This is a genomic window from Amycolatopsis sp. NPDC051045, from assembly GCF_040682955.1.
Taxonomy (GTDB): Bacteria; Actinomycetota; Actinomycetes; order Mycobacteriales; family Pseudonocardiaceae; genus Amycolatopsis.
In genome coordinates this window covers 167470-193597 of record NZ_JBFBCC010000002.1, presented here as the reverse complement: position 1 = coordinate 193597, position 26128 = coordinate 167470, and the positions used below count along the sequence as shown (strand labels likewise).

At 71.7% G+C, this 26128-nt stretch carries 24 protein-coding genes; 9 read left to right on the top strand and 15 right to left on the bottom strand.

Going from position 1 to position 26128, the window contains the following annotated elements:
- Positions 1-41: 41 nt before the first annotated feature.
- The 3 genes from rsgA (at position 42) to AB0M80_RS04980 (ending at position 2877) form a co-directional block, all read left to right on the top strand.
- On the top strand, positions 42-1064 hold the full coding sequence (rsgA, locus tag AB0M80_RS04990; RefSeq protein ID WP_364560341.1) for a ribosome small subunit-dependent GTPase A: 1023 nt from the start codon (positions 42-44) through the stop codon (positions 1062-1064).
- A gap of 102 nt (positions 1065-1166) precedes the next feature.
- The gene (locus tag AB0M80_RS04985; protein ID WP_364559025.1) at positions 1167-2057 is read left to right on the top strand and encodes a hypothetical protein; all 891 of its coding nucleotides are present in this window, start codon (positions 1167-1169) and stop codon (positions 2055-2057) included.
- Between the two features lie 70 nt (positions 2058-2127).
- Positions 2128-2877 (top strand): hypothetical protein, encoded by a 750-nt coding sequence (locus AB0M80_RS04980; protein ID WP_364559022.1) that lies wholly within the window; start codon positions 2128-2130, stop codon positions 2875-2877.
- 158 nt (positions 2878-3035) lie between these two features.
- Here the strand turns inward: AB0M80_RS04980 and AB0M80_RS04975 are convergent, their stop codons facing one another.
- Positions 3036-3527 (bottom strand): hypothetical protein, encoded by a 492-nt coding sequence (locus tag AB0M80_RS04975; RefSeq protein WP_364559019.1) that lies wholly within the window; start codon positions 3525-3527, stop codon positions 3036-3038.
- The gene (locus tag AB0M80_RS04970; RefSeq protein WP_364559016.1) at positions 3524-4930 is read right to left on the bottom strand and encodes a wax ester/triacylglycerol synthase family O-acyltransferase; all 1407 of its coding nucleotides are present in this window, start codon (positions 4928-4930) and stop codon (positions 3524-3526) included. Before AB0M80_RS04970 ends, AB0M80_RS04975 begins: the two co-directional genes overlap by 4 nt.
- Positions 4931-5054: 124 nt before the next feature.
- Between AB0M80_RS04970 and AB0M80_RS04965 the strand changes: the two genes are divergently transcribed.
- Complete coding sequence (locus AB0M80_RS04965; RefSeq protein WP_364559013.1) at positions 5055-5816, top strand: RNA methyltransferase; 762 nt, start codon at positions 5055-5057, stop codon at positions 5814-5816.
- 3 nt (positions 5817-5819) lie between these two features.
- Here the strand turns inward: AB0M80_RS04965 and AB0M80_RS04960 are convergent, their stop codons facing one another.
- Positions 5820-6194, bottom strand: a complete 375-nt coding sequence (locus tag AB0M80_RS04960) for an HAD-IA family hydrolase (protein ID WP_364560338.1) — start codon at positions 6192-6194, stop codon at positions 5820-5822.
- A 218-nt stretch (positions 6195-6412) separates the two neighbouring features.
- Between AB0M80_RS04960 and AB0M80_RS04955 the strand changes: the two genes are divergently transcribed.
- A complete protein-coding gene (locus tag AB0M80_RS04955; protein WP_364559010.1) occupies positions 6413-6871 on the top strand; it encodes an Rv3235 family protein in 459 nt (152 codons plus the stop codon).
- A gap of 175 nt (positions 6872-7046) precedes the next feature.
- Here AB0M80_RS04955 and AB0M80_RS04950 read toward each other — a convergent pair whose 3' ends face one another.
- The 8 genes from AB0M80_RS04950 to AB0M80_RS04915 all read right to left on the bottom strand — a co-directional run bounded on the left by AB0M80_RS04950 (position 7047) and on the right by AB0M80_RS04915 (position 18191).
- On the bottom strand, positions 7047-8255 hold the full coding sequence (locus tag AB0M80_RS04950; protein ID WP_364559007.1) for a cytochrome P450: 1209 nt from the start codon (positions 8253-8255) through the stop codon (positions 7047-7049).
- Between the two features lie 63 nt (positions 8256-8318).
- On the bottom strand, positions 8319-11207 hold the full coding sequence (gene secA / locus AB0M80_RS04945) for a preprotein translocase subunit SecA (RefSeq protein WP_364559004.1): 2889 nt from the start codon (positions 11205-11207) through the stop codon (positions 8319-8321).
- A 204-nt stretch (positions 11208-11411) separates the two neighbouring features.
- The gene (gene raiA, locus AB0M80_RS04940) at positions 11412-12098 is read right to left on the bottom strand and encodes a ribosome-associated translation inhibitor RaiA (protein WP_364559001.1); all 687 of its coding nucleotides are present in this window, start codon (positions 12096-12098) and stop codon (positions 11412-11414) included.
- A 728-nt stretch (positions 12099-12826) separates the two neighbouring features.
- Positions 12827-13543 (bottom strand): ComF family protein, encoded by a 717-nt coding sequence (locus tag AB0M80_RS04935; protein ID WP_364558999.1) that lies wholly within the window; start codon positions 13541-13543, stop codon positions 12827-12829.
- Between the two features lie 12 nt (positions 13544-13555).
- A complete protein-coding gene (locus AB0M80_RS04930; RefSeq protein WP_364558996.1) occupies positions 13556-15292 on the bottom strand; it encodes an LpqB family beta-propeller domain-containing protein in 1737 nt (578 codons plus the stop codon).
- Complete coding sequence (mtrB, locus tag AB0M80_RS04925; protein WP_364558993.1) at positions 15289-17013, bottom strand: MtrAB system histidine kinase MtrB; 1725 nt, start codon at positions 17011-17013, stop codon at positions 15289-15291. The genes AB0M80_RS04930 and mtrB overlap by 4 nt, the downstream gene beginning before the upstream one ends.
- A gap of 7 nt (positions 17014-17020) precedes the next feature.
- A complete protein-coding gene (gene mtrA, locus AB0M80_RS04920) occupies positions 17021-17698 on the bottom strand; it encodes an MtrAB system response regulator MtrA (RefSeq protein WP_005150760.1) in 678 nt (225 codons plus the stop codon).
- A 178-nt stretch (positions 17699-17876) separates the two neighbouring features.
- Positions 17877-18191 carry a bifunctional 3-phenylpropionate/cinnamic acid dioxygenase ferredoxin subunit gene (locus AB0M80_RS04915; RefSeq protein WP_364558990.1) on the bottom strand — a complete coding sequence of 105 codons (315 nt, stop codon included), beginning with the start codon at positions 18189-18191 and terminating at the stop codon, positions 17877-17879.
- 164 nt (positions 18192-18355) lie between these two features.
- Here AB0M80_RS04915 and AB0M80_RS04910 point away from each other — a divergent pair, with 164 nt between their 5' ends.
- Positions 18356-19141 (top strand): IclR family transcriptional regulator, encoded by a 786-nt coding sequence (locus AB0M80_RS04910; protein WP_364558987.1) that lies wholly within the window; start codon positions 18356-18358, stop codon positions 19139-19141.
- Here AB0M80_RS04910 and AB0M80_RS04905 read toward each other — a convergent pair.
- Positions 19138-20106: a WYL domain-containing protein gene (locus AB0M80_RS04905; protein WP_364558984.1), complete on the bottom strand. Its 969-nt coding sequence runs from the start codon at positions 20104-20106 to the stop codon at positions 19138-19140. The two genes, AB0M80_RS04910 and AB0M80_RS04905, sit on opposite strands and share 4 nt — an antisense overlap.
- 64 nt (positions 20107-20170) lie before the next feature.
- Between AB0M80_RS04905 and AB0M80_RS04900 the strand changes: the two genes are divergently transcribed.
- The 3 genes from AB0M80_RS04900 (at position 20171) to solA (ending at position 23895) form a co-directional block, all read left to right on the top strand.
- Complete coding sequence (locus tag AB0M80_RS04900; protein ID WP_364558981.1) at positions 20171-20620, top strand: hypothetical protein; 450 nt, start codon at positions 20171-20173, stop codon at positions 20618-20620.
- An 87-nt stretch (positions 20621-20707) separates the two neighbouring features.
- Positions 20708-22768, top strand: coding sequence for an FAD-dependent oxidoreductase (locus AB0M80_RS04895; RefSeq protein WP_364558978.1), 2061 nt, complete (start codon positions 20708-20710; stop codon positions 22766-22768).
- Positions 22765-23895: an N-methyl-L-tryptophan oxidase gene (solA, locus tag AB0M80_RS04890; protein WP_364558975.1), complete on the top strand. Its 1131-nt coding sequence runs from the start codon at positions 22765-22767 to the stop codon at positions 23893-23895. The genes AB0M80_RS04895 and solA overlap by 4 nt, the downstream gene beginning before the upstream one ends.
- Here the strand turns inward: solA and AB0M80_RS04885 are convergent.
- From AB0M80_RS04885 to AB0M80_RS04875, 3 genes are all read right to left on the bottom strand, one after another.
- A complete protein-coding gene (locus tag AB0M80_RS04885) occupies positions 23884-24516 on the bottom strand; it encodes a dTMP kinase (RefSeq protein ID WP_364560335.1) in 633 nt (210 codons plus the stop codon). The two genes, solA and AB0M80_RS04885, sit on opposite strands and share 12 nt — an antisense overlap.
- A gap of 184 nt (positions 24517-24700) precedes the next feature.
- Positions 24701-25456: a hypothetical protein gene (locus tag AB0M80_RS04880; RefSeq protein WP_364558973.1), complete on the bottom strand. Its 756-nt coding sequence runs from the start codon at positions 25454-25456 to the stop codon at positions 24701-24703.
- Positions 25453-26031, bottom strand: coding sequence for a papain-like cysteine protease family protein (locus AB0M80_RS04875; RefSeq protein WP_364558970.1), 579 nt, complete (start codon positions 26029-26031; stop codon positions 25453-25455). Before AB0M80_RS04875 ends, AB0M80_RS04880 begins: the two co-directional genes overlap by 4 nt.
- Positions 26032-26128 lie beyond the last annotated feature (97 nt).

Here is a 26128-nt window from a genome sequence, read left to right as displayed (position 1 = left end):
GGATCATTCGGGTGGACACCGGTGCACGAGAGGACGACGGGTTGGCGCGCAACGACTGGAGCAAGCTGGACGAGTCCGATGTCCGCGTGCGTCCGGGCAAGGGCACCCGGCCCCGCAGCAAGCGCCGCCCCGAGCACGCCGACGCCGTCACCGCCATGGTCATCGGCAAGGACCGCGGCCGCTGGACCTGCGCGATCGACGCCGATCCCACCCGGGTGATCACCGCGATGCGGGCCCGCGAGATGGGCCGGACGCCGGTGGTCGTCGGCGACCGGGTCGGCATCGTCGGCGACGTCTCCGGCAAGCCGGACACCCTCGCCCGGATCATCCGCGTCGACGAGCGCACCAGCTCCCTGCTGCGCACGGCCGACGACACCGACCCCTACGAGCGGCTGGTCGTCGCCAACGCCGAACGCCTGCTCATCGTCACCGCGCTGGCCGATCCGCCGCCGCGCACCGGCTTCATCGACCGCTGCATCGTCGCCTGCTACGCGGGCGGCGTCGAGCCGGTCCTGTGCCTGACGAAGGCCGACCTGGCCAGCCCGGACGAGCTCCTGGCGGGCTACGCGGGCCTCGACGTCCCGGCGATCGTCACCCGCTTCGACGAGGAGCCCGAAGGCCTCGCCGAGATGCTGAAGGACCGCGTGACGGCGCTGGTCGGGCACTCCGGCGTGGGCAAGTCCACGCTGGTCAACCGCCTCGTGCCGAACGCCGAGCTGGCCGTCGGCGTGGTGAGCGCGGTCGGCAAGGGGCGGCACACGTCCGTCGCCGCGGTGGCGCTGCCGCTGCCGGACGGCGGCTGGGTGATCGACACCCCGGGCGTGCGGTCCTTCGGGCTGGCCCACGTGACCGCGGACCACATCGTCGACGCCTTCGAGGAGTTCGCCGAAGCCGCCGAAGAGTGCCCGTCGGGCTGCGGGCACCTGGGTGCGCCCGAGGACCCGGGCTGCGCGCTCGACGACGTCGTCACCGACGGCAAGGCGAGCCCCGAGCGGCTCGCGTCGCTGCGGCGCTTGCTGGCGTCCCGCGGCGGTCACGACATGACCCGCGTCCCCGAATCCTGAGGCAACGGGGAACCGGCGACCTCCCCTAAGCGTCCCATCGGTAACGAATCACCCGATCAGGCGAAATGCCGAGTGGAAGATCAGACTCCCGAGGGGAACTCAATGCGCAAGACCACCCTGGTCGCCGCGGGCGCCGCGCTGGTGCTCACGCTGACCGCGTGCAGCGGCAACTCCGCCACCGGCACCGCCGAACCGGCCGCGGGCGGCCAGACCCAGGCCAACGGCGGCAGCGTCCTCGCTTCGCCGTTCACCGACGCGATCCAGCTGGCGTCGGCGTCCAAGCAGGGCACCGAGAAGTCCAAGTCGGCGAAGTTCAGCATGGAGGGTTCGGCCGGCGGCCAGACCATCACCGCCACCGGCGCGATGGCCCTCGACGAGACCGACACCAAGCTCTCGATGACGAGCACCTCGGCCGGTCAGACCACCGAGATGCGCCTGGTCGACAAGGTCATGTACCTCAAGCTGCCCGCCGACCAGCAGCAGCAGATGGGCACGGACAAGTCGTGGGCCAAGATCTCGGCTGACGGCACCGACCCGGTCTCGCAGGCGCTGGGCGGCGCGCTGTCGCAGTCGGCGGAGCAGAGCGACCCGAGCAAGATGCTCGACCAGATCTCCAAGGCGGGCCGGATCATCTCGTCCGACCAGACCGAGCTGAACGGCGAGCAGGTCAACCACTACAAGGTGGAACTCGACGTCGCCAAGGCCGTCGACCAGTTCACCGGCCAGGTCCCGGAGGCGGCGCGCGCGCAGCTCACCGAGAAGCTCAAGGGCAAGGACGTCAAGATCCCGGCCGAGCTGTGGCTGAACAAGGACAACCTGCCGGTGCAGGTCACCATGGACCAGGGCCCGATGATGCAGGCGCTGGGCGCGCCGGCCGGTGACGCGAAGTTCACCATGAAGTACAGCGACTGGGGCACCCAGGTCGAGGTGACGGCCCCGCCCGCCGACCAGGTCGTCGACCTCGGCGAGCTGATGAAGAAGGCCGGTCGCTGACCGGACGACGCTGAGTAGCGGCGGCTACCCCGAACGAGTTCGGGGTAGCCGCTGTGTTTTTGTTGGCGCCATGCGCAAAGCCGCCGTGGTGCTGCTGCTGGCCCTGTTCGCCGGCGCGTGCTCCGATCCGTCGCCGCGCCCGGCGTTCGAGGACGCGCAGGCGCTGGCCGACGCCGCCACGGCGGCCACCACGAGCGGCGGCTCGGCGAAGTTCGCCACGGACGTCGCCGTCGGCTCGGTCCGCTCGAAGGGCCAGGGCCAGGCGCGGTTCGGCGCGGGTGGGACGGCCCAGGTGATGACGACGGACTTCATCGGCGAGCCGATGGAGCTGCGGCTGGTGGCCGGGAAGCTGTACGCGAAGGTGCCGGAAGGTTCGCGCGACGAGGTCGGCACCGGGAAGCCGTGGGTCGTGGTCGCGGCGGACGGCACGGACCCGTTTTCCCAGGTGCTCGGCGGCAGCCTGACGCAATTGGCCGCGCAGAACGACCCGGCGCACACGCTGGGCGAAATCCGGAGCGCCGGAACGATCGTGGCGGCCGAGCGCACGAACCTGGGCGGGGTGGCGGCGGAGCACTACCGCGTCGACCTCGACCTGGCTCGCCTGGGCACCGACCTGCCGGCGGGCCTGCCATCGGACGCGGCGGGCCGCGTGGGCGGCAAGTTCCCGGTGGAACTTTGGCTCGACGACGCGCACCGGCCGTTGCAGATCGTGCTGGATCTTTCGCCGATCCTGCAGGGCGAGGCCCGCATCACGACCCGGTACACGGAGTGGGGTGCACCGGTCGACGTGCAGCCGCCGCCCGCGGGTGAGGTCGGATAGTCACAGCCCCCGCCAGCACAGCCCCCGCCAGCACAGCCCCCGCCAGCACAGCCCCCGCCAGCCCCGGGGGGCGTCCCCAAGTCCAGTCTACCCGCCACCCCCGACGGAACACCCTGCCCAGACCGAGTTGTCCACAGGCGATTCCCACCTGTGGACAACTAGAGCAGTTCCAGCAGGAACGGCAGCTCCTGCGGCGCGTACCAGGCCAGCTCGTGGTCCTCGGCGTCCCCCAACGTGAACTCCGCGTCCGGGTCCCCCAAGTCCGCCGCGTCGATCACCGCCGCCGCGGCTGCCACCGCGTCCGCCGCCTCCGGGGCGTCCACGTGGATCGCCGCCACCGCCGACAGCGGGATCGGACCGCCGATGCGCACCACCGGCGCGTCCAGGTCCGGGCGCAAAGTCACGCCCTCGACGTCCGCCGACACCACCACCCGGCGCGGCTCGCCCTTCTCCTCCGCCGCGATCAGGCGCAGCGAAGCCCGGGCCGCGTCGAGCAGCGCCGCGTACTCCAGCTCCTCGTCCGAACCGCTCACGTACGCCTCGCGCAACGCGGGCGTCAGCGCGAACGCCGTCCCGCTGCGGGCGCGGAACTCCCCCGAAGACTCGAGGTCGCGAAGCATCGCGATGGTCGCAGGCAGATAAACCCTCACCAGTGCGCACCCTTCAGCTCTTCCAGGGACTCTTCGATCATCCCGGCGACGAGGTCGACGTCGAAAGCGGCCTTGCGGTCGCCGTTCAGTCCGAAGTAGACGCCGCCGTGGTACGACGTCACCCCGATCGCCAGCGCCTGGGTGCGCATCAGCGGCATCACCGGGAACATCTCGACCAGTCTGGCCTCTCCCGCGTACATCGGCACCTGCGGGCCCGGCGAATTGGTCACCATGACGTTGAAGATGCGCCCGGACAGCGACCCCGCCGCTCGTGCGCCGAGGGAGTGCAGGGTCGCCGGGGCGAACCCGCCGACCTTGAGCAGCCCGCGCGCGGCGACCGAGCGGCCCGAATCGAGGTGCTCGGCCATCGCGTGCCCGATGTGCTGCAGCCGCAGGACCGGGTTCGGCTCGCCGACCGGCAGGTCCACCAGGTACGCGGCCACCTGGTTGCCGACCAGGGCCGGGGTCGAGTACTCCGCCGTCTCGGCGTCGCGCACCGCCAGCGGGACCAGCGCGCGGATCGTCGTGTTCGGCGTCAGCTGCTCCTCGCGCGAAAGCAGCCATTCGCGCAGCGCGCCCGTGATGGCGGCGAGGACGACGTCGTTGACCGTGCCGCCGTGCGCCGCGCGGATCTTCCGGAAGTCCTCCAGCCGGGTGCGCACCACGGCGAACACGCGGCCGCCGGACACCCGGACGTTCAGCGGCCCGGGCGGCGCCGGGTTCACCAGCGTGCGCAGCGTGGACGCCACCCCGCCGACGGTCTCGGCGAACTTGCCCGCCGCGGCGAACGCGTCGTTCGCCGCGGACCGGACGTTCTCGACCACTTCGCCCGGGCGCTGGACGCCCTCGCTGATCGCGTCGAGGACCAGCTGGGTGCGGCTCGGCTCGCGGCGCGGCGTCCAGGTGTCCTCGAACGGCTCCGGCTCGGCCGGCGTCGGGTCGAGGATGAGCTGGCCGAGGTCGATCGTGCCGAGACCGTCCACAACGGACTGGTGGGTCTTCGTCACCAGCGCCACCCGGTCGCCGGTCAGCCCCTCGATGAAGTACGCCTCCCAGAGCGGCCGCTCCGGCGCCAGCCGCCGCGACATCAGCCGCGCGACCAGGTCGAACAGCTGCTCGTCGCTGCCCGGCTGGGGCAGCGCCGAGCGCCGGACGTGGTAGTTCAGGTCGAAGTCGGCGTCGTCCACCCACACCGGCCGCGCCAGGTGGCCCGGCACCTCCAGCACGCGCTGCCGGTACCGCGGCAGGTACGCCAGCCGCCCGCCGATGAGGTCGACCAGCTGCGCGTAGCCGAAGCCGGAGCGCGGCCGTTCGAAGATCGCCACGCCGCCGACGTGCATCGGGGTCGCGTGGTCCTCGACGTAGAGGAACGAGGCGTCCAGCGCGGAAAGGCGGTCGTGCATAAGCCGATCCTTACACACGAACCTTATTCTGGTTAGGTCGGCGCTACGGGCCGCGACCTGCGCATCCGTGGCAACTGTCGCGCCGGCCGACGGCTGGATGAGGTTCGATGCGAGACTGCCCGGTGTGGGTGATGACTCGACGGTTTCGCCGAAGGACCGCTTCCTGACCGTGTACGGCCGGAAGCCGGTGCTCGAAGCACTGGCGGACGACGACCTGCGGGTGGACAAGGTCATCCTCGCCGACACGGCGAGCGGCCCCGGCGCGGCGGAGATCCAGCGCGCGGCGAAGGCCGCCGGCGTGCCGGTGCAGCGCGCCAGCGCCCACCGGGTCAAGGTGCTCGCCGGCAACGGCAAGCAGGACCAGGGCGTGCTCGCCGACGTCGTCGCGCCCCGGATGCGAGCGCTTTCCGCGGCGCTGGCCGACCGGCGGCCGCCGTCGCGGGTGCTGCTGCTGGACGGCATCACCACGCCCGCGAACGTCGGCATGATCCTGCGGACGGCGACCGCGGCCGGGCTGGGCGGCGTGATCGTGCCCCGGCGCGGGGTCGCGGCGTTGGACCCGCTGGTGGTCAAGGCGTCGGCCGGGGTGGCGTTCCGCGCGCCGGTGCTGCGCTGCGGGTCGGCGCGCGACGCCGCGGAGATGCTCGCGGAAGCCGGCTACGGGCTGTACGCGCTGGGCGCGTCGGCGAAGGCGACGGTGTTCGACGTCGACCTGCCGCAGCGCGCGGCGTTCGTCCTCGGCGGCGAGACGGCCGGGGTCGGGCCGGAGGTCGGCGAACTCGTCACGGAGTGGCTGTCGATCCCGATGCCGGGCGACGTCGAATCGCTGAACGTCTCGGCCGCCGCCGCGGTGCTGTCGTTCGAACTGGTCCGCCGCGCGCGCTGACCCTCACCTGTCCGGGAACAGCACGGCGAGTTCGTCCAGCGTCTCGCTGACCGACCGGTGCTGCACCCCGACCATGCCCGCCTGGACGGCCCCGCGGATGTTCGTCGCGGAGTCGTCGACGAACGCGCAGCGCGCCGCGGGCAGCCCGAGCCGCTCGGCCGCGATCAGGTAGACCGCCGGGTCCGGTTTGGCCACGCCGACCTCGCCGGAAAACACCAGGGCGTCGAAATAGCCGGACATCGTGTTCTTGACCTCGTCCGACGCCCCGGGGGCGTTGGACAGCAGCGCGGTGCGGACGCCGCGCTCGCGTGCGGCCGCCAGGTAGTCGTAGAACCGGCCGGCGTCGGGATCGGTGAGAACTCCGGCGAAATCGACCAATAGCCCTTTCAGCACCCGGCACACCATAGCCGTGGCGGCGACGCGGTGTCTCGCACAGCGCAACAACGCGGGGCAGAGTTCCGCGTAGCGCATCGGCGGCCGGGAATCCACGGCTTCGGCGGTTCTCGCCCGGATTGTGCGATTCCCGTCTCCTTTTCGGCCGTTGCCCACCTCTAAGCGGCGCAGACGGCGAAATGCCGAGTCAGGGAGGGAGGAAAATGATCGAGGAACATCGGTTGCGGACGTTGATCCACTACGAGACGCCTCGCCGGGCGGACCGTCCGGAAGAGGTGACACCACAGGAGCACCGCCGCGGCGGCTCGCGGTGCCCGGTGCCGAGGCAGCTCGAAGCGAGCGAGGTGGGCCACCTGCTGAACATGCTGCTGGAGGCGTACGACGGCCGCCGCCCGGCGGCGCAGGTCCGCGCTCTGGTGGCACCGGAGGTCTACGCCGGCCTCAGCGGGCCGCGGCCACGGCCACGGCACCGGACGCAGACGGTCCACACGTGCACCCCGGTGCCGGACGTGGTCGAGGCGTGCGCCCGCGTGGAGGCGGACGGCCGGTCGTTCGCACTGGCGGCCCGCTTCACCCGCACGCCGACGGGCTGGCGGTGCGTGCGGTTCGCCCTGCTGAAACCGCAACAGCCGGGCACCCCGAGCCGGCGCGCGGCGGCGTGAAGCGGGCACGTGGGGCGCGCGCACCACCGACGGCCAAAGAGTGCGGGGCGTTTCGCGCCGCCGAACCCACCGAGCCGGCGCGCGGCGGCGCGAGACGGGCCGCGCACCACCGAGGGCCGACGAGCGGCTCCGTCCAAGGCCACCTTCAGAGCATCCAGTGCCCTGAAGGTGGCCTTCAGGGCCCCACCGGCAGAGCCGCCAAGCCACGCAGCGTCGTGGTCGGGTTCCACTCCGGGGTGCCCGCCGGCGCCAGCCCCGGGCGGCGCCGGGCCAGTTCGCGGAGGGCGATCCGGGTCTCCAGTCTCGCCAGGGGTGCACCCAGGCAGAAGTGGATGCCCTGGCCGAACGCCAGGTGGCGGGCCGGCTCCCGGGCCGGGTCGAACGACTCCGGTGCCGGGCCCGTGGCCGGGTCGCGGTTGGCCGCGCCGATCAGGAGGATCACCTGGCTGTCCGCCGGCACCTCCAGCTTGCCCAGAGCCGTGTCATGCAGGGCCGTGCGGGCCGTCAGCTGGACCGGTGAGTCGTAGCGCAGCACCTCTTCCACCACGCGCGCCGCGTTCTCGCCGTCCGCGCCCAGCGGCTTCAAGCCGTCCGGGTGGCGCAGCAGCGCCAGGACGCCGTTGCCGATCAGGTTCGTCGTCGTCTCGTGGCCGGCGATGAGCAGCAGCGTGAGCGTCACCAGCAGCTCGCCCTCGCTGAGCACGTCGCCCGCGTCGGACACCGCGACCAGCGCCGACAACAGGTCGTCCCCCGGTTCGCGGCGCCGCTGCTCCGCCAGCTCGCGGAAGTAGCCCACGAACGACTGCCGCGCCCGGACCGCCGGTTCCACCGTCTCCGGCCTCTGCAGGAACGGCGGGTCCAGCGCCCGCGCCATCGCGCGCGACCACGCCGCGAACCGCTCGCGGTCGTCCAGCGGCACGCCGAGCAGCTCCGCGATCACCTCGACCGGCAGCGGCTTCGCGAGCGCCGTCATCACGTCGAACTCGGGCCCCGCGCGCTCGATCAGCTCCGCGGTGATTTCTTCGATCCGCGGCGCGAGCTGCTCGACCATCCGCGGCGTGAACGCCTTCGCCACCAGCCGCCGCAGCCGCGTGTGGTCCGGCGGGTTGAGCGCGAGGAACGCCCGGACCACGCGTCCCGACTCGTCGACCGGCTGGTCCGGAAGCCGGTCCGCCGGATCCAGGTACTCGGGTTCGGGGTGCCCGAAAGCCGGGTCGCGCAGCACCTGCGTGGCCTCGGCGAGTCCGCTGACCACGAACATCCGCTCCGCGAGGGCCGCCACCGGCCGGCTTTCCCGCCACCGCCGGTAATACGGGTACGGGTCCGGCCGCCGCTCGGCGGCGAACAACGCGAAGAACTCCTGCGGATCCGCCGACGGCGTCACGACCATCCCCCGTTCACGACACCGGGGCGCGCGGACGAGCCGCGCGCCCCGGTCACACCCGTGTCAGCGACGCGGGCCCTTCTTGCCCTTCTTGGCGGCGTCGCGCTGCGCGGCGCGGCGCTCCCGGCGGGAAGCAGCTGAGCCACCGCCCGACGCCTGCTCCGCGCTGTCGGCGTGGGACTCGACCTCGCCGTCCTCGCCCGGACCGGACAGCGTCATGCCCGCCGGCTGGCCACTGCCGCCGAGCCCCTTGCCGCGCAGCGCGGCCGGGACGGACTCGGTGTCGGTCGTCGGCGGCTGCGGCGGCGCCGGACGCGCGTGCCGGCCTTCCGCCGCCGCCTGGCCGTTGCCGGACACGACACCCGAGGGCAGCGCTGTGGCGTCCTCGGCCGGCGGTGCCTCGGCGCGCTCGACCTGCAGGTTGAACAGGAAGCCGACGGCCTCCTCCTTCAGCGAGTCGAGCATCGCGCGGAACATGTCGAAGCCCTCGCGCTGGTACTCGATCAGCGGGTCGCGCTGCGCCAGCGCCCGCATGCCGATGCCCTGCTTGAGGTAGTCCATCTCGTAGAGGTGCTCGCGCCACTTGCGGTCGAGGACCGTCAGCATCACCTGGTGCTCCAGGGTCCGCATGCCCTCCGGGCCGACGAGCGCGTTGATCTCCGCTTCGCGCTTGTCGTAGGCGTTGCGGGCGTCCTGCAGCAGCGCCTCGCGCAGGGTCTGCGCGTCGAGGTCGCCGTCCTCCACCAGGTCGTCCCACTCGATGCTCACCGGGTACAGCGTCCTCAGCGCCGACCACAGCTTCTCGTGGTCCCAGTCCTCGGCGTAGCCGCTGGCCGTCGCACCGTCCACATAGGCGTTGACGACGTCCTCGAGCATGCCCTCGATCTGGTCGCGCAGGTTCTCGCCGGCCAGGACGCGGTGGCGCTCGGCGTAGATCACCTTGCGCTGCTCGTTCATGACCTCGTCGTACTTGAGGACGTCCTTGCGCTGCTCCATGTTGATCTGCTCGACCTGGGTCTGCGCGCTCTTGATGGCCTTGGAGACCATCTTGTGCTCGATCGGCACGTCGTCGGGCAGCCGCATGGTCGTCATGACGCGCTCGACCATCGTCGCGTTGAAGCGGCGCATGAGCTCGTCACCGAGCGACAGGTAGAAGCGGGACTCGCCCGGGTCACCCTGACGGCCCGACCGGCCGCGGAGCTGGTTGTCGATGCGGCGCGACTCGTGCCGCTCGGTGCCCAGGACGTACAGGCCGCCGGCCTCGCGGACCTCCTCGGCCTCGGCCTTGGACTCCGCCTTGACCTGCTCCAGGACCTCGGGCCACGCGGCCTCGTACTCCTCGGAGTGCTCGACCGGGTCCAGGCCGCGCTCTCGCAGCACCTGGTCGGCGATGAGGTCGGGGTTGCCGCCCAGCACGATGTCCGTACCGCGGCCTGCCATGTTCGTGGCGACCGTGACGGCGCCCTTCTGGCCGGCGCGCGCGACGATCAGCGCCTCACGGTCGTGGTGCTTCGCGTTCAGGACCTCGTGCGGCACGCTGAGCTTGACCAGCAGCTTCGACAGCCGCTCGGACTTCTCGACGCTCGTCGTGCCGACCAGCACCGGCTGGCCCTTCTCGAACCGCTCGGCGATGTCCTCGGCGACCGCCTCGTACTTCGCTTCCTCGGTCTTGTAGATCAGGTCCGGCTGGTCCTGGCGGACCATCGGGCGGTTCGTCGGGATCGGCACCACACCCAGCTTGTAGGTCTGGTGGAACTCGGCGGCCTCGGTCTCGGCCGTACCGGTCATTCCGGCGAGCTTGCCGTAGAGGCGGAAGTAGTTCTGCAGCGTGATCGTGGCGAGGGTCTGGTTCTCGGCCTTGATCTCGACCTTTTCCTTGGCCTCGATCGCCTGGTGCATGCCCTCGTTGTAGCGGCGGCCGTGCAGCACGCGCCCGGTGAACTCGTCGACGATCATGACTTCGCCGTTGCGGACGATGTAGTCCTTGTCGCGGTGGAAGAGCTCCTGGACCTTCAGCGCGTTGTTCAGGTACCCGACCAGCGGCGTGTTGGCGGCCTCGTACAGGTTGTCGATGCCGAGCTGGTCCTCGACGAACCGGACGCCCTTCTCGGTGACCGCGACGGTCCGCTTCCGCTGGTCGACCTCGTAGTGGTACTTCGAGTTGATCAGGTTCGCCTTCTCGGTGCGCTCCCGCGACCCCATCGTGGTGGTGTCGATGCCCTGCATCAGCGGGGCGAGGCGCGCGAACTCGACGTACCAGCGCGACGACTGGTCCGCCGGGCCGGAGATGATCAGCGGCGTCCGGGCCTCGTCGATGAGGATCGAGTCCACCTCGTCGACGATGGCGTAGTGGTGCCCGCGCTGCACGCAGTCGTCGAGGCTCCACGCCATGTTGTCGCGCAGGTAGTCGAAGCCGAACTCGTTGTTCGTGCCGTAGGTGATGTCGGCGTTGTACTGGGTGCGCCGGACGTCCGGCTGCTGCTCCGAAAGGATGACACCGACCTCGAGCCCGAGGAAGCGGTGGATGCGGCCCATCCACTCCGCGTCGCGCTTGGCCAGGTAGTCGTTCGTCGTGACGACGTGGACGCCCTTGCCGGGGATGGCGTTGAGGTAGGCGGGGAGGACGCAGGTGAGCGTCTTGCCCTCACCGGTCTTCATCTCGGCGACCTGGCCGAGGTGCAGCGCCGCGCCGCCCATCAGCTGGACGTCGAAGTGGCGTTGACCGAGCACCCGCTTGGCCGCTTCCCGGACGACCGCGAAGGCCTCCGGCAGCAGCTCGTCGAGGGTTTCGCCGTCGCCGTTCCGCTTGCGGAACTCCTCGGTCTTGGCCCGCAGCTCGGCGTCGGTCAGGTCCTTGACGTCGTCTTCGAGGGTGTTGATGTGATCGGCGATGTTGCGCAGCCGCTTCACCATCTTGCCCTCACCCGCGCGGAGCAGGCGGTTCAGCACCATCCGGTCGACCTCACTAGCTGATCATGAGCACGCCCAGGCCGGTCCCGGGCAGGTTTTCCCGCGGTGGCGGCCGTGTTCGACGCCACCTTCCCACCCCCATCGTAGGGAACGGTGGCCGTCGTGTGCACACGCCGTACGTCCTGACATGCGGAGGGCCCGCACGCGAGCGCGTGCGGGCCCTCCGGAAACCTCCTTGACGCCGGCTCAGCCGAGCCGGATCACGCCGTAGTCGAAGCCTTTCCGCCGGTAGACCACGCTGGGCCGGCCCGCGTCGGAGTCGTTGAAGAGGTAGAAGTCGTGGCCGACCAGTTCCATCTCGTAGAGAGCCTGGTCCACCGTCATGGGATCGGCGGTGTGCTGCTTCTCGCGAACGATGCGGCCCGGCTGGTGACCCAGGTCGTCATCGGCCCAGCCCTGCTGCTGGGGCAGGTGGATCTCTCCGGCACTCGCGAAGCCGTTCGTCTGCGGTTCGGCTTCGGGTGCGTCCAACACCGCGGTACGCGCGGCGGGACTGGCTGCGGCCGGGGATCCACCACCCGGCAGCGCCGAGGTCGCCTCGGCGACCGATTCCGGGCGGCTGCGGCCGTAGTGCACGCGCCTCCGGTCGTGTGTCCTCCGCAGCCGGTTTTCGAGCTTGGTGACTGCGGAATCGAGCGCCGCGTAGAAGTCGGCGGCACACGCTTCAGCGCGTACGGCCGGGCCTCGCCCCTTTCCGGTGATTTCGACGCGCTGGCAACTCTTGGCCTGGCGCCGGTTGGGTTCGTGGAACAGTTCCACGTCGTACCGGATGACTTTCCTGTCGTAGCGCTCGAGGCGGGCCAGCTTTTCGCTGACAAGCGCCCGATAGTGGTCGGGCACCTCCACGTTGCGGCCCTTAACGACGATGTCCATACACGACCTCCCTCGCTGAGATGACTGCGAGCTGATGTGTTCACACACGGCGCCGGTATTGCGGGGACGGAAGCCCTGATTGCGGGCCGAGAAGGAACTCGGGAACGGTTCACGACGTCTCGTGCCGGTGACCGAGCGCGGACTCAGCGCACCTCCGGCGCCAGGGACATGGGCTCGTCACCTCCCTGCCTGCGGGGATTGCTGATTGCGGAGCACGTTAGCTTCCTCACGCCCGTTGCAACAGCCCCCGAGCCGGGGGATGTCAGGGGATGAGACTCCGTCACCCCGCGCAGTGATCGCGGAGTGGGCACCAGAAAACACCCGCTGGTCGGACGCGGTCCGCGCAGCTCGGTTTCACACGGACGGCGCATCGCTGCTTGGTGGTGGACGCCGAGGGTGACAGCCCTGTCCGGCACAGCCGCCACTCCGGTGGAGTGGTGTGGCGGCCGAGTGATCGTGATCGGCACCCTCATGCCCGGACAACGGGCGCCGGTCCGTTCGCGTTCCCGCCGGACGTCACTCGTGTAGGTGACATCGGGTTCACCCGGGCGCGCGGGGCGGTAAGGCAGCCGCGCAGCCGCCCGCAGGCCAGCCGCGCGCCGCGCCGAGCGGACCGAGGCAAACCAGGGTCGCCGCCGCGTGATCGGCCGGTCTGCGCTTCTCCCGCTGAAGTGCCACAGTGGTTCACATGGAGCGTTCTTTCGCGCGCCGCCGAGGGCCAGGTTGGTTCAGCCGGTTGCGAGCAGGGTCAGGACGGCGGAGACCGTAACCCCCTCCGCCGCCAGGGCTCTGGTGCACGCCGCCGCCGTGGCTCCGGTTGTGATCACGTCGTCCAGCACCACGATGCGGAATTCCGGGGGTGGGCGCCCGGCCTCGCGGAACCGCAGCCGGCCGGCGAGGTTGGCCGTGCGCTGCTCGCGGCTCAAGCCGACCGCGTCGCGGGCGCTTCCGGCCAGCTCCAATGCCGGCGCGACCACGACCTCGATGCCCCGCGCCGCCAGGACGCTCGCCGCCGCGTTGGCCAAGCGCTCGACGTGCGGGCCGCCGCGGACCCGCGCCGCCGACGGGCGGCTGGGTGCCGGAACGAGGCAGAGCGCCTTCCCCGGGCCGGCGGCGCCGAGTGGCAGCACGGCGAGCGCCTCCGCCAACACCCGCCCCAGCGATGGCGCCAGGTCGCGACGGCCTCGCTCCTTGTACGCGATCAGCAACCGACGGCCCACACCGCGATAGCGCGCCAGCGCGAACACCCGCACCAACCCCGCCGTGGGCGCGCGCACCACTTCTCTCGCCGCGCCCCACACACCTTCACACCGAGCACAACACGGCTCACCCCGGGCTCCGCACGCAGCGCAGCGGCTGGGGATCAACAGATCGAGCAGTCTCTTCAGCACACGGACAGTGTCGCGACCGGCACCGACAGTTTCGAACGCGCGGGCGTCACCCACGCGAGTGAAAGATCAGCCGGGATAGAAGGGGTCCGCGTCCTTCATCGTGTGGCTCTGCGGGCGCCACACCTCCCCCAGCTCCGAGGCCGTCCACAGCCCGTTGGCGTCCGCCACCACGATCGAACGGCTGGGGGCCGCCGTCACGCCGTGGACCGTCGGGGTCAGGTTGCTGCTGTTGAACGCGTCCATGCGCTGGCCGTCCACCGTCACCCTCACCACCGGCTGGGACGACGACTTCGTCACCGCCACCAGGCTGTCCTGGGCGACCCAGTCGACGTCGACGACGTCCTCGAGGTCGTGCGGCTGGAGGTGGCGCGGCTCGCGCAGGGACACCGAGTCGCCGTTGACGACCACCGAGGCCACCCACAGCTCGCCCTTGATCACCGCCGCGACGCGCGCGCCGTCGCGGGAGAACCGGAGCTCCGTGATGCCGCCCTGCTGGGTCAGGTCGGCGGCGTTGACCTGCAGCGCCGTCCAGTGGCCGTTCGGGTCGAGCACCATCCGGCCCACCGACAGCTCGTCGACCGCCGTCCACACTTCGCCGGTGCCGGGGCGCCACGTCGGGCGGCTCAGGGTGCCGCCGCCGAGGGTCGTCAGGGCCAGGTCGTGGCCGAGGTCGCCGATCCGCAGCCGCAGCGCGCCGCCACTGCGCTCCACCACCGCGAGGCGCTTGCCGTCGATCGACTGGGCGGCGCTCACGACGTCGTACTCGCCGTTGCCCGCCGGGCCGGGGACCGGTGCACCGTCGCCGAGGGACCGGACCCGGCCGCCGACCGTCATCAGGCCCAGGAGCTCCAGCCTGAGTGACAGCGAAGCGCCGTACGCGGGCAGTTCGTTCAGCCGCCAGTCCGAGTGGTTCGGCACGAGCGGGGCACCGTCGGCGAGGATGCGGATCCGGGCCGACGTCACGTACTGCAGGGACAGGACGATCTGCGCGGCGATCAGGTTCCGGATGTCGTCGGGCACCCCCGACAGCCCGGTCAGCGGCACCACCAGCGTCCCGTCGTCGAGGCTCTTGACGTTGGTGTCGATCTCGATGGGCTCGCCGAGCAGGTTCTTCACCGCACCGGCCAGGCCGGCCGACGGCCCGCTGACCAGCAGGTCCATCACCCGGCCCGGCAGCCCGGACTGCGGCTTCGCGACGACGTAGCGCCGGTCGGGGACGAAGGTGTTCGACGTCTCCGAGTAGAAGCTCACCGGCACCGGCGTGTAGTTCTCGCTGAAGTCGGATTCGGTGGCGTACAGGTCGGCGGGCGGGTCGACGATCCGCCACTGGCCGCTCGCCTGCTTGCGCACCTTCACCTGGAGCAGCGCCGAGCTGTGGTCCGGCACGAACGCGCTGTTCTGGTCCAGCGTGCCGATGTCGATCCCGCGCACGGTGACGACCTGCGTGTTCGGGTCCGGCGGCGGGCTGGTGTCGTAGACCGTGCCGAAGGTGTCCTGGATGATCGTCAGGCTGCGGCTCGGCCGCCAGCTCGCCCGGCCCGGCTCGTCCAGGTACGCGCGGGCGGCCGCGTTGTTCTGCCCCGGCTTGAGCGTCGCCCCGACGAAGGCGCGGACCAGCGACAGCGGGTCGATGCCCGGCGACGGCTCCGGCACCACGTCACCGGAGCTCTGGCCCTGGCGTTGGCCCGGGACCACCATCGGCTGCGATTCCAGCGGCACGTTCGCACAGCCGGCGAGCAGCACCGAGCACAAGACCGCGAGCAGGAGCTTCGCCCCGGGTCGCCGGAGAACCTGTGGTTTCACTGACCGATTCCCTCACGTTCGGCGAAGATCGCCTCCGGCGCCGGCGTGACGTCGATGATCCCGAGCGGCACCTCGGTGGCGAAGCGGTCGGGCGGCGGCAGGACCAGGGGCGGGTCGCCGACGGGCACGTCCTGGTGGCGCGGCAGCAAGAGCCGGAAGCAGGCGCCGTGGCCGGGCTCGCCCCACGCGTCGAGTTCGCCGCCGTGCAGGCGCGCGTCCTCCTGGCTGATCGCCAGGCCGAGCCCGGTGCCGCCGGTGCGCCGGTTGCGCGACGGGTCGGCGCGCCAGAACCGGTTGAACACCAGGTCCGCCTCGCCGGGCCGCAGGCCGACGCCGTGGTCGCGGACCGTGATGGCGACGGCGGTTTCGTTCGCCCCGACGGTCAGCACCACCGGCTTGCCCTCGCTGTGGTCGACGGCGTTGGCGAGCAGGTTGCGCAGGATCCGCTCGACGCGCCGGGCGTCGACCTCGGCGATCACCTCTTCGCCGGGCAGCACGAGTTCGACCGAGCTGCCCGCGTTGCCGGCGATCACCCGGACCTGCTCGACCGCGCGGGTGGCGATCGGGCGGACGTCGATGTACTCGGCGGCCAGCTCCTCGACCCCGGCGTCGAGCCTGCTGATCTCCAGCAGGTCACCGAGCAGCGCTTCGAACCGGTCGAGCTCGTCGACCAGCAGCTCGGTCGAGCGCGCGAGCCCGGCCGGGAACTGCTCGCGGGACGCGTGCAGCACGTCCGCGGCCATCCGGACGGTGGTCAGCGGGGTGCGCAGCTCGTGCGAGACGTCGGAGGTGAACCGGCGCTGCAGCCCGCCGAACTCCTCGAGCTGGCGGATCTGGCGCTGGATGCTGGCGGCCATCTCGTTGTAGGACACCGCGAGCTTCGCCAGGTCGTCCTCGCCGAGCACGGCGAGCCGCTGGTCGAGGTCGCCGCCGGCGAACTGCTCGGCCGCCGCCGCGGCCTGGCGGACCGGCCGCACCACCTGCCGCGTCACCAGGTTCGTGATGCCCGCCAGCAGGAGCAGCAGGACGAGCCCGCCGACCAGCAGCGTGTTCTGCACGGTCGAGACCGTGTTCTGCTCGGTCGTCAGCGGGAACAGCAGGTACAGCTGCAGCGGGCTGGCCACGGTGCTCAGCGGCGTGCCGACGATCAGGTACGTCGTGCGCCCGCCCGCGGTGTCGGGGACGGTGTGCTCGAGGAAGCTCATCTGGTCGGCTTCGACGAACTGGCGCAGCCGCGGCGGCACGTTTTCGAACGGGCCCGCGAACTCCGGGTCGCCGCCGGCCTGGTCGCGGCCGCCGCTGGCGAGGACCGGGACGAACGTGCCGGCGGCCGACCCGGCCGCGTCCTGGCTGGTCGGCGTGATCGCGATCTTCTTCAGCGCGTTCTCGAGCCGGTTCTTCAGCGCATCGGACGCCTCGGCGCCGAGGCCGACGAGCTCACCGGCGGCCGTCTCCGCCGCCGCGCGGGTCTGCGCGATCGCCGCCTCGCGCTTGGTGTCCAGCAGCCGTTCGGTGATCTGGTTCTGCAGCACCATGCCCAGCACGAAGACCACCGCCGAGGACAGCGCGAGCGTCGACACGGTGACGCGGAACTGCAGCGAGTGCTTCCACAGTTCGTTGAACGCGACCGCGCGACGGCGCGCGAAAACGACGACACGCCGCACCAGGCGTGCCGTCGAGCGCGCGAACGCGGGGAGCCGTCTGCCGGTCTCCGTGGTCATGGGGTGATCACGGCGGGCCGGCCTTGTACCCGACGCCGCGAACGGTCAACACCACCTCGGGGTGTTCCGGGTCCTTCTCCACCTTCGAACGCAGCCGCTGGACGTGCACGTTCACCAGCCGGGTGTCGGCCGCGTGCCGGTAGCCCCACACCTGCTCGAGCAGCACCTCGCGGGTGAACACCTGGCGCGGCTTGCGGGCCAGCGCCACCAGCAGGTCGAACTCCAGCGGGGTCAGCGGGATGGCCTTGCCCTCGCGCGTGACCTCGTGGCCCGGCACGTCGATCGCCAGGTCGCCGATGGTGAGCGATTCCGCGGGCTCGGCCTCGGTGCGGCGCATGCGGGCCCGGACCCGCGCGACCAGCTCCTTCGGCTTGAACGGCTTGACGACGTAGTCGTCGGCGCCGGACTCCAGGCCGAGGACGATGTCGACGGTGTCGCTCTTGGCGGTGAGCATGACGATCGGCACCCCGGACTCGGCGCGGATCGCCTTACAAACGTCGATCCCGTTCATCCCGGGCAGCATCAGGTCGAGCAGGACGAGGTCGGGCTTCAGCTCACGCAGCGCGGGCAGCGCGCGTGAACCGTCGGCGACCACCGCCGTGTCGAACCCCTCCCCACGGAGCACGATGGTGAGCATCTCCGCGAGGGCGGGGTCGTCGTCGACCACGAGAACACGTGCCTTCATGACCACATATTCGCACTAGTTCGGACGCCCGTACGCACGACCCGCGTGTTTGACCACCAGAAAGATCAAGATCGCGAAGGGTCCCTGCTCCATCCGGGTGCCGGTACCGGCGGCTTTGGACGGTCCGTGGAGGCCGCGCCGGAACCCCGGGCGGCCTCCACGGACCTGTGAGGAGGGCTCAAGGAAGGGCCGGCACGGGCGCGTCGACGTACACGACGCCGTCGGTGACGACCACGCGGTGCCTCCGCACGGGGTCCTTCGCCGGCAAGCCGGTGGGCGCGCCGGTGCGCAGGTCGAACCGGGCGGCGTGCAGCGGGCATTCGACGAAGCAGCCTTCGAGCCAGCCGTCGGCCAGCGAAGCGTCCTGGTGCGTGCAGGTGTCGTCGACGGCGAAGAAGCCGTCCTCGGTGTGGAACACCGCGATCGGCGCGGGACCGTCGAGGCGGAGGGCTTCTCCTTCGGGCAGGTCGGCGGCGGCGCAGGCACGGATCATCGGGGCCTCCGGTAACGACTGGCGAGATGCCGGAACGGTACGTGAAAGTTGCGCATTGCGAGACTCTGCGCTTCTTGCGCAACACTCCGACGTCGAGGGCGTCCCCGTCAAGGGATTCGCCCACTCAGCCGATAGGAACCCCGCAAAACGGATAGTGTTGCGCTATGCGGAACCAGGACTCGGGCAACGCAACTCAGAGCCAGGTGCAATCGGTCGACCGGGCCATCAGCGTGCTGGAACTGCTCGCGCGCAACGGCGAAACCGGCATCACCGAGATCGCGGGCGAACTGGGCGTCCACAAGTCGACGGCGTCGCGCCTGCTCAGCGTCCTGGAGATGAGAGGCCTGGTCGAGCAGCTCGGCGAACGCGGGAAGTACGCGATCGGGTTCGGCATCGTCCGGCTGGCCGGCGCCGCCACCGGCCGCATGGACCTGGCGAAACTGGGGCGCGCCAGCTGCCTGTCGCTGGCCGGGGAACTGGGCGAGACGGTGAACATCGCCATCGCCGACGACGGCGTCGCGATCAACATCAGCCAGGCCCGCGGCTCGGCCGCGATCACCACGCAGAACTGGACGGGCCAGCGGACCCCGCTGCACGCGACCTCGAGCGGCAAGATCCTCCTCGCGCACATGGCCGAACCCGAGCGCAAGCGGGTGCTGAAGCGGAAGCTGGAGCAGTACACCCCGCGCACGACGATCGAGCCGGAAGAGCTGATGGCCGAGCTGGAACGGGTGCTCGAAGACGGCTACGCGGCCTGCTACGAGGAGCTCGAACTCGGCATGCACGCCGTCGCCGTGCCGATCCACGGCCCGGGCGGCGACGTCGTGGCGGCGATGAGCGCTTCCGGGCCCTCGTACCGGCTTTCGAAGCAGCGCGTGAAGCAGATCGTGAAGCCGATGACCGAAGCGGCCGACGAACTTTCCGCGCAGCTGGGGTACTTCCGGGACTAGGGGTACAGCCGGGCCATCGCGCGGATCGTGGTTCCCATGTGCGCCACCAGTTCCGCGGGTGCCAGCACCTGCGCGTCCGCGCCGAGCCGCAGCAGCCCGGCGGCGGCGTGGGGCACGCTTTCCAGCGGAATTTCCGCGCGCTGCCAGCCGTCGGGGTCTTCGGGTCCGAGCGTGCGCGCGACGAGCCGCGCGGCTCGCGGGCCGAGGATGTCGGGCAGGGCGGCGATCCCGGCGGCCGACAGGCGCACGACGGCCGTCTCGCCGTCTTCGCTCTCCTCGTAGCGTTCGACGTGCGCGCGCCAGAATTCCGCCAGGTCGAAGCCGGCCGGCCGGGTGAAGTGCTCGTCGAGCGCCCGCAGCTCCTCGATGTTGCCGACGCGGTACGTCCGCGGCTCCGGCCCGGCCACCAGGTACCAGACGCCGGCCTTGAGGACCAGGCCGAGCGGGTGCAGCCGCCGCGTCACGACACCGGGCGTCGGCGACCAGCGGCGGTAGCGGACTTCGACGACCTGGTCCTGCCACAGCGCTTCCGCGGCCGCGAGCAGCTGCGGCACCGGGTCCGCTTCGCGGTACCAGCCGGGCGCGTCGAGGTGGAACCGCTGCCGGATCCGCACCGACGCGTCGCGGTACGGCGTCGGCAGCGCGGCCATCAGCTTCAGCTCGGCGGCGGCCACCTGGGCGCCCAGCCCCAGCTCGGCGGCCGGTTGCGGCAGCCCGGTGAGGAACAGCGAGCCGGCTTCGCCCTCGGTCAGCCCGGTGAGCCGGGTGCGGTAGCCGTCCATCAGCTGGTAGCCGCCGTTCGGGCCGCCCTCGGCGTAGATCGGGACGCCGGACGCCGCGAGCGCTTCGACGTCCCGGTACACCGTCCGCGCGGTCACGCCGAGCTCCGCTGCCAGCCGGGCGGCGCTCATCCTCCCCCGGTTCTGCAGCAACAGCAGCAGGGACACCAGCCGGCTCGCGCGCACCCGGCGAAGTCTGCCAGCAGCCACTGACAGAAGATGTCAGTGGTAGCCCCTCAGGATCGCCGTCATGAACGACTTCGACTTCTTCACCGGCTCCTGGACCGTCACGAACCGGCGGCTGGCCAAGCCCCTCACCGGCAGCGACGACTGGACCGTCTTCCCGGGCACGAGCACCTGCTGGTCCCTCTTCGAGGGCGGCGGCAACATGGATGAGATCGTCTTCCCGACCCTCGGCTTCCGCGGCTGCACCCTCCGGCTCTTCGACGTCGAGCGCGCGGAATGGTCGCTGCACTGGGCCAGCACCCGGACCGGGGTGCTCCAGCCGCCGGTCGTCGGCCGGTTCGACGGCGACCGCGGCGACTTCTACGGCGACGACACCCACGAAGGCACCCCGATCAAGGTCCACTACGCCTGGACGCGCACGACCACCGCCTCCCCGCAGTGGGAGCAGGAGTTCTCCGCCGACGGCGGCAAGACCTGGGAGAGCAACTGGGTCATGGAGTTCACCCGCGCCTGAGCGGGCACCGTTTCGGGTGCTTGACAGTGCGTCGCGCATGACGCACGTTGTTGCCGAAGACGCAACCTCGCCCGGAGGGATCCGCGAATGGCAGCACGGCCCCGGGTGGTCGTCCTCGGCGCCGGCCTCGTCGGCTGGGCGCTCGCCGACGAGCTGACCGAGCGCGGCTGGACCGCCGTCACCGTCCTGGGCGGCGGCGAGGCGGACGACCACCCGGGCCTGGTGTTCCGGACCGATGCCGACCGGACGCTGACCGAGTTCGCGAAGTACACCGTCGAGAAGTGCAGCGGACTCGACGGCCAGTGGTGCTTCAACCCGGTGGGCAGCCTTGAAGTCGCGACGACGCCGGAGCGGCTCGAGGACTTGAAGCAGCACCACGGCTGGGCGACCTCGTGGGGCGTGCGCGGCTTCCTGCGCACGCCCCGCGAGTGCGCCGACCTGCACCCGCTGCTCGACGAAGCCCGGGTCCTCGGCGGCTTCCACGTCCCCGGCGACGGTCTGCTGCACGCGCCGCGCGCGGCCGAAGCCCAGGCCCGGCGGGCCAAAGCCCGGGGCGCCCGGTTCGCCGCCGAGGAGGTCACGGCGATCGAGCGCAGCGGCGGCCGCGTCACCGGCGTCGTCACGACGGCCGGGCGGTTCCGCGCCGACATCGTCGTGTCGTGCGCCGGTGCGGGGAAGCTCGTCGGCCTCCACGTGCCGCAGGTGCCGCTGACCCACGAGTACGCGATGACGGCACCGGTGCCGGAACTGGCCGGGCACAACGACGACCACGTGCAGGCGGGCAAGCCCGTGCTGCGCCACCTCGACACCGGGATGTACCTCCGCGAGCACGTCGACCGGCTCGGCATCGGGGTGGCCGTGGCCGCCGGCCTCCTGCCCGCGCTCCGCGACGCCGCGATCGAGTCCACCAGGACGGTGGTGCTCCCCGGCACCCCGGACGGGCGGCCGCTGCTGGGCGAGCACCCGGACATCGACGGCTTCTGGGTGGCCGAGGCCGTCCGCGTCGAGCACTCCGCCGGCGTCGCCCGGGAACTGGCGCGCTGGCTCGTCGACGGCCAGCCGTCGCTGGCCCTGCACGGCTGCGACCTCGCCCGGTTCGCGCCGTCGATCCGGTTTCCCGCGGAGCCGGTCCGGACCAGTCCCTTTCACGAACGGCAGATAGCGCTGGGCGCGCAGTTCAGGTCCGCGGCCGGCTGGGCGCGGCCGGAACGGTACCTGGCCGAGGCCGGCACCGAAGCGGTCGTCACCAGGGAGCGGGTCTCGATGTTCGATCTGACGTCCGTGCCGCGCCTGGCGGTCACCGGTCCGGGCGCGCTGCCGTTCCTGCAGGCCATGACGACGGGCGACCTCGCGAAGGCGCCGGGCACGGTGACGGAAACGCTGCTGCTCGGCGAGGACGGCGGGGTGCGCGGGTGCCTGGTCGTGGCGCGCCTCGGCGACGAACGGTTCCACGCCGGCGCGGGCGGGCGCCTCGACTTCGACTGGCTGCGACGGCACCTGCCGCGCGACGGCACCGTGCAGGTCCACGAGACCACCCCCGGCACGTGCTGCATCGGCCTGTGGGGTCCGTCGAGCGGCGAAGTGCTACCGGAACTGTCCACAGCGGACTTCTCCGCCGAGCAGACCCACGTCGGCGACGTGCCGGTCGTCGCCCTGCGACTGTCCACTGTGGGCGAACCGGGCTGGGAACTGCACACGACGGCGGACTTCGGCCGCCGCCTGTGGGACACGCTGCGGGCACACGGCGTCGCCGTCGCCGGCCACCGGGCGTTCACCAGCCTGCGGCTGGAGGCCGGCGTGCCCGTACCCGGCGTCGACTTCACCACCGAGCACGACCCCTACGAGGCCGGGCTCGGTCCCGCCGTCCGGATGGACAAGGGCTACTTCCTCGGCCGCGACGCGCTGGCGGGCCGCTCCGCAGCGACTGTGAGCCGGCGGCTGACCCGCCTGAGCACCGGCACCGTCGTCGAGGGCAACGAACCCGTTTACGCCGATGGCCGCCCGGCCGGGTACGTCACCAGCGCCGGATACGGCCACACCACGGGCGAAGCCATCGCGTACGCCTGGCTTCCCGTGGAGTACAGCGGTTCCGGGACACCGGTGGAGATCGAGCACTTCGGCACGCGCGTCCCGGGGAGGGTGGCATGACGCACTACGACGTGATCGTCGTCGGCCTCGGCGGGATGGGCAGCGCCGCGGCCTACCGGCTGGCGCAGCGCGGGCAACGCGTGCTCGGCGTCGACCAGTTCGCGCCGGTGCACAACCGCGGGTCGAGCCACGGCGGTTCGCGGATCACCCGGCAGGCCTACCTCGAAGGCCCCGAGTACGTACCCCTGCTGCTGCGAGCCCACGAGCTCTGGGACGGCCTCGAGCGCGACAGCGGGCGGCGGCTGTTCACCCGCTGCGGCGGGATCATGGTCGGCACGGCGGATTCGCGGACGATCACCGGCAGCGTGGCTTCGGCCCGCGCCTTCGGCATCCCGCACGAGGTGCTCGACGCCGGCGAGATCCGCCGCCGGTTCCCGACCATGACGCCGTCGTCCGGCGAAGTCGCGTTGTACGAGCCGGGCGCCGGGCTGGTGTCGCCCGAGGGCAGCGTGGCCGCGCACCTGCAGCTCGCCGCGCGGTGCGGCGCCGAACTGCACCACGAAGAGAAGGTGTTCACCTGGAGCACCACGGCGGGCGGGGTGCGCATCGGCACGTCGCACAGCTACTACACGGCCGATCGCCTGGTGCTGTGCCCGGGCGCGTGGGCCGCCGAGCTGCTGCGCGGCTTCGGTGTCGCGTTCACGGTCCGGCGGCAGGTGCAGTACTGGTTCGCGCCGTCGGGCGGGATCGCGCCGTTCCGGCAGCACCCCGTCTACATCTGGGAAGGCGACGGCTACACGTTCTACGGCTTCCCGGCGCACAACGCGCCCGCGGACGGTGTGAAGGTCGCGTTCCACAGCGGCGGCCGGACGTGCACCCCCGACGGCATCGACCGGGCGGTGTCCGGCGGCGAGGTCCACGAGATCGCGTCCGTGGTGAAGCGGCACCTCCCGACGCTGCCCGGCGCGTTCCTCCGGGCCGCGACGTGCATGTACACCGACACGGCCGACGAAAGCTTCGTGCTGGCCCCGCACCCGGCCGAGGAGCGGGTGGTGCTCGCGTGCGGCTTCTCCGGCCACGGCTTCAAGTTCGCGCCGGTGATCGGCGAAATCCTCGCCGACCTGGTGGTGGACGGCGCCACGGCCCACCCGATCGCGCAGTTCGACCCGGCCCGGCTACTGCCCTAGCAACGTCTTCGCCAGCTTTTCGAGGTCCACGCCCGCGACGCCGTCCAGGACGTGCCACGGCGCGAGCCAGCCCGACGCGGCCAGCTCGTCGTAGACGGCCGCGCACCGCCGCTGCAGGCCGTCGTCGGTTTCGAAGGCGTCGCGCTCCCGGCCGGTCTCGTTCTCCGCGCGGCGTTCGGCGCGCTCGGCCGCCACCGACGGCGCCACCCGCAGCAGGAGGTGCGCGTCCGGGCGGGGCAGGCCGAAGCGGTCGACCTCCAGCTCCCACACCCACTTCACGACTTCGCCGGCCGCGTCCTGCCGCAACCGCGCGGCGGCGTACGCGGCGTTGGACGCGACGTACCGGTCGAGCAGGACGACGTCGTGCGCGTCTCGCAGCGCGCGGATCTCGTCGGCGGCGCCGCTGCGATCCAGCGCGTAGAGCATGGCCATGCCGTAGACGGAGTCGGCGAGGTCGCCGTGCCCGCGGTGCAGCGCCTCGCGGACGAGGTCCGCGTGCACGCTTTCGCCGTAGCGCGGGAACGCCAGCGACGCCACGGTCGCGCCCTTGGCGCGCAGCGCCGCCGTCAGCCCGTCGGCCAGCGTGCGCTTGCCCGCGCCGTCGAGTCCTTCGATGACCACCAGTCGACCCACGGGTTCACAGTACTGATCCGGCCAAAAGCAGGCCGATCCCCACGCGGCACATGGCTGTGGCCAGGAAGTCATTCGGCCGTGACCGTGGTCGGATCGGTACCGATCAGCACTGTAACGGTGGTGGACCGGCGGGCTCGGTGGAAGGGGATCGACGCCGAGCCCGCCGGTTCGTCTAGGCGGGGTGCCGCCGCAGGTGGAGCACGTAGCCGGCGCCGCTGACCGCGAGCACGCCGACGAGGATCAGCAGCGGCAGCCAGCCGGTGTCGTGGCCGGTCGGCGCCGGGCCGCCGTCGCCGCGGGGCATCACCTGGGACGTGGCGTCGTAGCCGCCGGCCTCGCCGTCGCGGGCGTAGTCCGAGCCGGGGAGCTTGTCGCCGTACCGCTGCGAAACGGTCCGCTGGTAGTCGACGAGGGTGACCGCTTTGTTCTCCGACAGCGCCGTGACGTGGCCGTCACGCACCGCGTACCAGACGTCGACCTGCGGTTCGTGCAGCAGCTGGGCCCCCGCGGGCAGCTGCCGGGCGTACTCGCCCTCGACGTCACCCGAGGCGATGTTGCCGACCTGCCAGCCGCCGTCCGCGCCGCGGACCGACCAGAGCGTCGCGGTCCGGCCGTCGGAGGCTCGCGCGGGTATCGCGAAGTAGGCGAACTCGCCGGGCGCCGCGCCGGGCTGGCCTGCGACGAAGTCCGGCGAAAGCTCGTACACGGGGTAGGCGTCGGGTGCGATCCGCGCGGAGACGGGCTTCCGGGCCCCCGGCGCCTGGGCGAAGAACCCGACCAGGACGTCCTCGAACCCCGCGGCCGCGCTGTGCGCCGCGACGGCGTCGGCGCTGCTGATGCCCGTGGCCTGGGCCGCGCCTGACACCGGGGCCGTCATCAGCAGCGCCGCGCCGGTCAGCACGGCGAGCACCAGCACCCGCCTGCTCATCGGGCGATCCCGGTGAGCGTGTGCGTCCAGGTGAAGGACGAGTTCTGCGTGTAGTACCCGTAGGTCGACCAGTTGTAGCGCTTGGCCGGACCGGGGTCACCCCAGAACACCCACTCGCCGCTGGTGTCGTAGCCGTAGAGGACGTGGACGTGACCGCCGCCGGAGCGCCAGCCGACCCGGGTTTCGACCGGCCGGTCCGCCGCGGTCTGCGTCCGGACGTCGGCGTAGGAAAGGGGCCGGTCGAGGTAGCGGCCCGGCGACGTGAAGCCGAGCCGTGCGAAGGCGCGCTGCGGGTCGGCGAGCGTGCCGGGGAGGTTGGCGCAGTCCGCGCCGGTCTCACCGTGGGCGAGCTGGCAGAACCGCGTCTGGCTGACGACCGCGCCGTGGTAGGCGGCGATGGTGTTGCCCGCACCGGCCCAGCACCACTGGTTCTTCTGCTGGAGCTGCAGCACGATCCGGTTCCGGTAGGTCGACGGCACTCCGGGCGCGGCTGCACCGGCCTGAGCCGGGGCGACCAGGCACAACATCAGGCACACAGCCAGGGTGGCGTGGACCCGGCTCGACTTCACCTGCACAGACGGCCTCCTGCGGAGGAGTGGGCGAACCAGCGGTGGTCACAACGGTGAACATTGCGGTCACAAGGAGCAAGAACGCCATCCGGAGGAACGGACC